The sequence below is a fragment of the Niameybacter sp. genome, from assembly GCF_036655075.1.
In the GTDB taxonomy this organism is placed as follows: Bacteria; Bacillota; Clostridia; order Lachnospirales; family Cellulosilyticaceae; genus Holtiella.
Genome location: NZ_JAVVQU010000014.1, coordinates 1 through 8,293, shown reverse-complemented (window position 1 = coordinate 8,293; position 8,293 = coordinate 1). Strand labels below are relative to the sequence as shown.

At 38.0% G+C, this 8,293-nt stretch carries 6 protein-coding genes; all 6 read left to right on the top strand.

Features of this window, described 5'->3' with window-relative positions; all coding sequences use genetic code 11:
- Positions 1–2,278 (top strand): FtsK/SpoIIIE family DNA translocase (locus RRY75_RS05575; RefSeq protein ID WP_332527743.1); only part of this gene is annotated, 2,278 nt, incomplete at its 5' end.
- Positions 2,279–2,280: 2 nt separating this feature from the next.
- Positions 2,281–3,954 (top strand): formate--tetrahydrofolate ligase, encoded by a 1,674-nt coding sequence (locus RRY75_RS05570; protein ID WP_332494582.1) that lies wholly within the window; start codon positions 2,281–2,283, stop codon positions 3,952–3,954.
- Positions 3,955–3,967: 13 nt separating this feature from the next.
- Positions 3,968–4,822, top strand: coding sequence for a bifunctional methylenetetrahydrofolate dehydrogenase/methenyltetrahydrofolate cyclohydrolase FolD (folD, locus tag RRY75_RS05565; RefSeq protein WP_332527742.1), 855 nt, complete (start codon positions 3,968–3,970; stop codon positions 4,820–4,822).
- Positions 4,819–6,159, top strand: a complete 1,341-nt coding sequence (gene rimO, locus RRY75_RS05560) for a 30S ribosomal protein S12 methylthiotransferase RimO (protein WP_334309876.1) — start codon at positions 4,819–4,821, stop codon at positions 6,157–6,159. Before folD ends, rimO begins: the two co-directional genes overlap by 4 nt.
- 24 nt (positions 6,160–6,183) lie before the next feature.
- Positions 6,184–6,756: a CDP-diacylglycerol--glycerol-3-phosphate 3-phosphatidyltransferase gene (gene pgsA, locus RRY75_RS05555; protein WP_332527740.1), complete on the top strand. Its 573-nt coding sequence runs from the start codon at positions 6,184–6,186 to the stop codon at positions 6,754–6,756.
- A gap of 268 nt (positions 6,757–7,024) precedes the next feature.
- Positions 7,025–8,248 (top strand): NAD(P)/FAD-dependent oxidoreductase, encoded by a 1,224-nt coding sequence (locus tag RRY75_RS05550; RefSeq protein ID WP_332493891.1) that lies wholly within the window; start codon positions 7,025–7,027, stop codon positions 8,246–8,248.
- Positions 8,249–8,293 lie beyond the last annotated feature (45 nt).

Below are 8,293 nucleotides of genomic sequence, written 5' to 3'. Positions count from 1 at the left end.
AAGTAATGCCATAAGTAATGACTTAATGAGTGAAATCGTAGGGGTCGCTTTAATTGGGTTTAGTGTGTTGATTCTAGCAAGTATGTTTACCAATCAAGTTGGACTGATCGGTACAGGCATTAAAAGTCTTTTTGTAGGAATGCTTGGAATAGGTGGTTATCTTTTGCCTTTTGTAATGATTGTCATGGGATATTACTATCTTAAAAGGACATTGGATAAAATGATTGACTTTTTATTCTATGTCGTTCCACTACTTGTCATGTTCATTTGCTTTTTCCACCTTGTATATTTTGGCGATCGTGCTACTTTAACTTTGTGGAGTTTAGACTACTATAAAACGGCATCTTATCTCAACGGGGGTTATATCGGCGCACTTATTGGACAGACTTTCCTGACATTGCTTGGAATTTATGGAAGTTTTATTGTACTTGTTGCCAGCTTTGGTATTTGGCTACTTATTGCAACAAAGTTCCCCATTTTAAGTTGGCTTAGCGAAAACTTCCAAGTATTTTATTCCCGTATACAAGAAGTTGTTCAAAGTAGAGTACGTACATCTAAACCGATTTGGGAAAAGAAGATCAACCAGCCTCCAATACTAGAATCTTCTGTAGTCCTTCAAGACAATGGATTTGAAGCTGATCATTTTGAACACCCACCTATCTATTTTGGGGTAAATGACATGCCTAAAGAACCTATAAGAGAACCTTTAGAAGAAACATCCGTGTATCAAGAGCCTATAACAAGCACTGAACCACCGGCACGTGCACTCCAAGAAATGAAGCATTTAATGACTGATCCAGATGCACCTGTAAGTAGTGTCTTCGAGGCTGATGAGGATTTGGATTCTAGCCTGCACCATGAGATCCCTTATACGTTTCCATCTCTTCAGCTTTTAAAGAAAAATGAAAATGCAGGACAAAAATCTAATTCTCGTGCTTCACTAGGCAATGCAAAAAAACTTGAAGAGACACTCCTAAGTTTTGGTGTAGAAGCAAAAGTGACTCAAATTCATAAGGGTCCAACAGTTACTCGCTATGAGCTCCAACCTAAGCAAGGGGTTAAGGTTAGCAAAATTGTCAACTTAGCTGATGATATTGCCTTAAATTTAGCGGCTTCTGGTATTCGTATTGAAGCACCTATTCCAGGTAAAGCTGCTGTTGGGATAGAAGTACCGAATGAATCTAGTGAGATTGTTTATTTACGAGATGTAATTGATACTGATCAATTTACAGCCTTTCCTTCTAAGTTGGCCTTCGCATTAGGTAAAGACATTGGTGGTAAACCTATTGTTGCAGATATCGGAAAAATGCCTCATATCTTAATTGCTGGTGCAACAGGGTCAGGAAAGAGCGTTTGTATCAATACATTGATTACAAGCATCCTGTATAAGGCCTCCCCAGATGAAGTTAAACTGATTATGATTGATCCAAAAGTCGTGGAACTAAATGTCTATAATGGCATTCCACATCTTCTTATTCCTGTTGTAACAGATCCTAAGAAGGCCGCAGGCGCATTAGCTTGGGCCGTAAATGAGATGACCAAGCGTTATCAGCTTTTTGCTGATAATAATGTAAGAGATATGAAAGGGTTTAACACTAAAGTGAGCAACCCTATACAAAAAATGCCAAGTATTATCATTATTATAGACGAGCTTGCAGACTTGATGATGACAGCTGCAAAAGAAGTAGAAGATGCCATTTGCCGCCTTGCGCAGATGGCACGTGCAGCGGGAATTCATTTAGTTATTGCAACACAACGCCCATCTGTAGATGTCATCACAGGTGTTATTAAAGCAAATATTCCATCTAGACTTGCCTTTGCTGTATCATCAGGCATTGACTCAAGAACTATTTTAGATACAAACGGAGCTGAAAAACTCCTTGGAAAGGGAGATATGCTCTTTTGTCCTATTGGAGAATCTAAGCCTTTACGTATTCAAGGGGCTTTTGTCTCTGATCAAGAAGTTGAAAGTATTGTGGAAGCTGTGAAAAACACAAGAACTGCCCAATATGAAGAAGCTGTTATTGAAAGCATTGCGGCACCACCCGTTGCAATAGAAAGTGGTGATGAAGATGAACTTATCGTCGAAGCCATTAATTTAGCAAACGGTAAAGATAAACTCTCTATATCTATGTTACAAAGATATTTTAGAATAGGCTTTAATAGAGCATCCAGGCTAATGGAAACACTAGAGGCACGCGGCATCGTAGGCCCGGATGAAGGGAGTAAACCTAGAAAAGTACTCAATATGACACACACCACAAAAGGAGATGAATAAAGATGTTTAAATCAGATATTCAAATTGCACAAGAAGCTATTATGAACCCAATTAAGGAAGTTGCTAAAAGAACTGGAATTAGCGAAGAAAACCTAGAACTTTATGGAAACTACAAGGCTAAACTTTCTCATGAACTCTTTGAAGAAGTAAAAGACCGTAAAGATGGTAAACTTATTTTAGTCACTGCAACTAATCCAACACCAGCTGGAGAAGGTAAAACAACGATTACTGTAGGCCTTGGACAAGCCCTTTGCAAACTTCAAAAAAATGCAATTATTGCTCTTCGTGAACCATCTCTTGGACCATGTATGGGAATTAAAGGAGGGGCCGCTGGTGGTGGATATGCTCAAGTTGTCCCTATGGAAGATATCAACCTACACTTTACAGGAGATATTCATGCCATTGGTGCAGTAAATAACCTCCTGGCTTCCATTATCGATAACCATATTCACCAAGGAAATCTCCTTCAAATTGATTCAAGAACGATTACGTGGAAACGCTGCGTAGATTTAAATGACCGTGCTTTAAGAGATATTGTAATTGGTCTTGGAGGTATGCTAAATGGCATTCCACGTCAAGATGGCTTTATGATTACAGTTGCTTCAGAAATTATGGCTATTTTATGTCTTGCAACTGATCTTATGGACCTTAAACAAAAATTAGGGGATATTATTATTGGTTATAGCTACGAAGGAAAATCTGTTACAGCACGTGAACTGAATGCAGAAGGTGCTATGGCAGCTCTTCTTAAAGATGCTATCAAACCAAACCTTGTGCAAACTTTAGAAAATACACCTGTACTCATGCACGGTGGCCCATTTGCTAATATTGCACATGGATGTAATAGTGTACGAGCTACAAAACTTGCACTTAAATTAGGCGATATCGTCGTAACAGAAGCTGGTTTCGGTGCGGACCTTGGCGCAGAAAAGTTCTTTGATATTAAATGCCGTAAAGCAGACTTAAAACCAGATGCTGTTGTACTTGTTACAACCATTCGTGCGCTTAAATATAATGGTGGGGTAGCAAAAGAGGATTTAAAAGAAGAAAGCTTAGAAGCACTAGAAAAAGGCATTGTTAACCTTGAAAAACACATTGAAAATGTATATAAGTTCGGTGTACCTGTTGTTGTTACTTTGAATCAATTTATTACGGACACAGAAGCAGAAATAACTTATGTCAAAGCAAAATGTGAGTCATTGGGTTGTGATTTTGCACCAGCAACTGTATGGGAACATGGTGGTAATGGAGGGGTAGCACTTGCTGAAAAGGTTCTTGAAGTACTTGAGACTAAACCAAGCCATTTTAAATACCTTTATGAAGAAGACTTAAGCATTAAAGAAAAGATTCGTACAATTGCCACCCAAATCTATGGCGCAAAAGATGTGGTGATTGAAGCGAATGCAGCTAAAGCGATTGCACGTATTGAAAACCTTGGTCTTTCACACTTACCTGTATGTATGGCTAAAAACCAATATTCTCTTTCTGATGATCCTAAAGCACTTGGAAGGCCAGAGGGCTTTACAACAACGATTAGAGAAGTTAGGATATCAGCAGGAGCGGGCTTCATTGTTGCGCTTACAGGAAACGTGATGACAATGCCAGGACTTCCTAAGAAACCAGCGGCAGAGGCTATTGATATTGATGAAAAAGGGGTCATTACTGGTCTCTTCTAATGGAGGAATTGATATGGAAACACGAATTATAAATGGTACTTTAATCTCTAACCAAATTAAAGATGAACTTAAAGTAAAAGTCAAACAGCTTCAAGATTCAGGCATTATGCCTGGTCTTGCTGTTGTCTTAGTAGGAGATAATAGTGCTTCAAAAGTATATGTAGGCAATAAGAAAAAAGTTTGTGAATATGTAGGTATTAAATCTTTTTCTTACGAGCTGCCTGAACAAACAAGTGAAGCACATTTATTAGAACTCATTGACGTACTTAATCAAGATACTGAAATACATGGAATCCTTATACAGCTTCCGTTACCGCATCATATGGATGAACAAAAGGTTATTGCTGCTATTGATCCATGTAAGGATGTGGATGGGTTTCATACAGCTAATGCAGGTGCTCTTTTAGTAGGTGCACCTGGTTTTGTAAGCTGCACACCTGCTGGGATTATGGAGCTTCTTAAACGTTATCAAGTGGACTTAGTGGGTAAAAAATGCGTTGTTGTGGGAAGAAGTAACATTGTTGGTAAACCAATTAGTTTGCTTTTACTAAGAGAACATGCTACAGTAACTATGTGCCATTCAAAAACAAAAAATTTACAAGAAGAAGTGAAGCAAGCCGACGTGCTTGTAGTGGCTGTTGGCGTAGCCAAAATGATTACAGGTAATATGCTTAAAGAAGGTGTCGTTGTCATTGACGTTGGAATGAACCGAGATGAAAATGGTAACCTCTGTGGAGATGTAGATTTTGTATCTTGTGAAGGTATTGCAAGTCTTATTACCCCAGTGCCAAGAGGTGTAGGCCCTATGACTATTGCCATGTTGATGCACAACTGTGTGCAAGCAGCAGCCATGAGGAAGGAGAAATGAATTTGAAACATACAATAGCCTTTGTATCCTTAGGATGTGACAAAAATTTAGTAGACAGCGAGCATATGTTAGGCCTCTTAAATGAAGCAGGCTTTACACTTATAGCAGATGAATCAGAGGCAGAGGTTCTCGTAGTCAATACATGTTGTTTTATTGAAGATGCTAAAAGAGAAAGTATCGAACAAATTTTAGATGTAGCCAAATATAAAGAAACAGGTGCTTGTAAAGCCCTAATCGTAACAGGATGTATGGCCCAACGGTACAAACAAGAGATTTTAGATGAAATGCCTGAAGTGGATGCTGTAGTTGGAACAACTTCTTACGATAAGATTGTTGAAACTGTTGCAGAGGTTCTTAAAGAAAATGGTATTAAAGTTCAAAACTTTGAAACTATTGATCGTGAACATATTGAAAATATGCCGCGTATTTTAACAACTGCAGGCTATTTTGCTTACATGAAAATTGCAGAAGGATGCGATAACAAATGTACCTATTGCATTATCCCATCTCTTCGTGGAAAATATCGTTCTCGTCCAATGGACCAACTTATATCAGAAGCTAAACGTCTTGCTAAAGATGGCGTAAGTGAGTTGATTTTAGTAGCTCAAGACACCACTTTATATGGGACGGATCTTTCAGGAGATGAAACTTTAGCTAAACTTCTGAATGAACTAGGACAAGTTGAAGGTATCGAATGGATTCGTATTCTTTACTGTTACCCTGAAAATATTACAGATGAACTTATTGAAGAAATTAAAAACAATGATAAAGTTTGTAAATATTTAGATATTCCAATTCAACATGCGGCGGATCCAGTCTTAAAGCGTATGGCTAGAAAAAGTACACATGCAGATCTTATTGCAAAAATGAACAAGCTTCGTGAAGTAATACCAGGTATTGGTATTCGTACAACCTTAATTGTTGGTTTCCCTGGTGAGACAGAAGAAGACTTTGAAGTATTATGCAACTTCGTAAAGGAAATGCGCTTTGATCGTCTTGGCGTCTTTACTTACTCACAAGAAGAAGGTACACCAGCTGCACGCCTCCATGACCAAATTGATGAAGACATTAAGGCGAAACGTAAAGATATCATTATGTCTATCCAACATGAAATTTCTGAAGCCTTAACACAGGCTAAAGTAGGCCAAAAAATGCGTGTACTGATTGAAGGTAAATTGACTAATGAAGATGTGTACATTGCACGTTCTTATCAAGATGCACCTGAAATTGATGGACAAGTGTTCATTCCTTTTGAAGGGGAACTCATTTCTGGTGATTATGTGGATGTTGAAATTACAGAAGCAAGTGATTACGATTTAATTGGTACTTTAATTTAAGTGTCAAAGAATGGGGATGGAGTTATGAATATTGCTAATCAACTTACATTAGCAAGAATACTATTGGTGTTTGTTTTTATGGGTGTTATTTGGAATCCGTGGCTTGGACTTCCTATGACTTTATGGATTGCACTTGGGATATTTGTTGTTGCAAGTTTTACTGATTTCTTAGATGGGTATCTTGCTCGCAAATATCACCTTGTCACCAACTTAGGAAAGTTTATGGATCCGCTAGCTGATAAAATGCTCGTAACAGCGGCTATGATTGCTATTGTAGATATGAGTGGTGTACTTCCGGCAGGTAGCTTACCTACCTGGATTGTAGTGGTCATTTTACTACGTGAGTTTGCCGTTTCAGGTTTGCGTTTAGTGGCAGCTAGTGAAAATATTGTAATTGCCGCAGGTTCACTAGGCAAGATTAAAACCATTGTCCAAATGATGATGATTATTGTATACCTAGCACCTATCAACTTAAGCTTTTGGTCATTACTTGCTACACTTCTAGCTTATGCTGCCTTAATTTTAACAGTTGTATCCGGTGCACAATATTTATGGGAAAATAGAAAAGTCTTTATAACACAAGAAAAGTCCAGGTAACCCTGGACTTTTTTTGTTAAAAATCATTGCATTTCGACATATTTCTTGCTATTCTATTAAGGTTGCTAAAAAGTAATGCTTTAATCATATAGCGGCTTAACTGGCGCATGAAGAGGCAACTAAGTATAAATTGACGCCTTTAGGTCAATAACTTATATAAGATTCAACAGTATAGATGCTGAACTTATCACTTTAAGCATATTTAAACAATAATGATTAAGATAGATTAACTATAAAGGGCGTATACGTCAGACAAAAGGAGGAAGCTATGCATTACCATACTATTATTATTGGAGCAGGTCCAGCAGGTCTTTTTGCGGCTGGAATCCTTGGAAAAGCAGGTAAGAAAGTACTTGTATTAGAAAAGAATAGTCAAGCAGGTAAAAAGTTACTTGTTTCGGGAAGCGGCCAATGTAATTTTACACATGGCGGTCCAATAGAAGAGTTTTTTGGACGCTATGGTGATCATAAGAAGTTTATTAAACGTGCTTTAACAACTTTTACCAACGAAGATACTGTACGCTTCTTTGAACGTGAAGGTGTTTCGAGCGAAATGCGTGAAAATGGCAAGATTTTTCCTAAGAGTCTGAAAAGTGGAGATGTGCTTAATGCACTTTTAATGATGTGCAAAAAGCACAATGCAGAAATTGCTTATAACCAGTCTGTACATCAAATCAGTCTTTATGATGAGATTTTCACCATAGAAACAGAAGCTGGAAAACGTTACTTTGCAGATCACATTATTATTGCAACAGGCGGAAAATCATTTCCTCATTTAGGTTGCACAGGTGATGGGTATCATCTAGCAGCTTCGCTAGGACATGATATCGTTGAGCCACATCCAGCACTTACTTATGTCACAACGCATGAGCGTACTTATTGTCCACTATCAGGCATTTCTTTTAAAGATGCAGGGGTAACCTTGTGGCGTGATAACAAGAAAGTTGTAGAACGTCATGGGAGCTTACTCTTTACACATAAGGGTCTTTCAGGGCCTGTTATTTTAGATGGGACTAGATGGATGTCACCAGGAGATAAACTGACAGTGAACTTTTTATATCCTTTAAATTATGAAATGGTACGTGATCAATTTGCTAAGGAAATCCCACAGCGGGGGAAAGAGGCTTTGCTCACTTATCTCAAGAAGTATGAATCGCTTACGCGCAGTTTTTGTGAAACTGTTTTAGAACATTTAGGTATTCCGCTTGATCAAACTTGTGCACGTCTTTCTAAACCGGAAAGAGAAGCATTAGTTGTAGAACTTACTAAGTGCACTTTCAATCTTTCAGGTATTGGCGGTATGAACTCTGCTATGGTTACAGCAGGCGGGATTGCACTTAAACATATTAATCCTACTACAATGGAAAGTCGTAAGCAAAAAGGTCTTTATTGTGTTGGTGAAGTGCTAGATATTGATGGCGATACGGGTGGGTATAATTTACAAGCAGCTTTTTCAACTGCTTATATGTGTGCCAAACATTTAAGTAAATAAAGTATGAAAAATAGAAAACAGTAATACAAAAAGGTAATTATTCCC

Excerpts from the sequence above, each read along its gene's own strand:
- RRY75_RS05570 (WP_332494582.1), top strand. The coding sequence starts at position 2,281 with ATGTTTAAATCAGATATTCAAATTGCACAAGAAGCTATTATGAACCCA.
- folD (WP_332527742.1), top strand. The coding sequence starts at position 3,968 with ATGGAAACACGAATTATAAATGGTACTTTAATCTCTAACCAAATTAAA.
- rimO (WP_334309876.1), top strand. The coding sequence starts at position 4,819 with ATGAATTTGAAACATACAATAGCCTTTGTATCCTTAGGATGTGACAAA.
- pgsA (WP_332527740.1), top strand. The coding sequence starts at position 6,184 with ATGAATATTGCTAATCAACTTACATTAGCAAGAATACTATTGGTGTTT.
- RRY75_RS05550 (WP_332493891.1), top strand. The coding sequence starts at position 7,025 with ATGCATTACCATACTATTATTATTGGAGCAGGTCCAGCAGGTCTTTTT.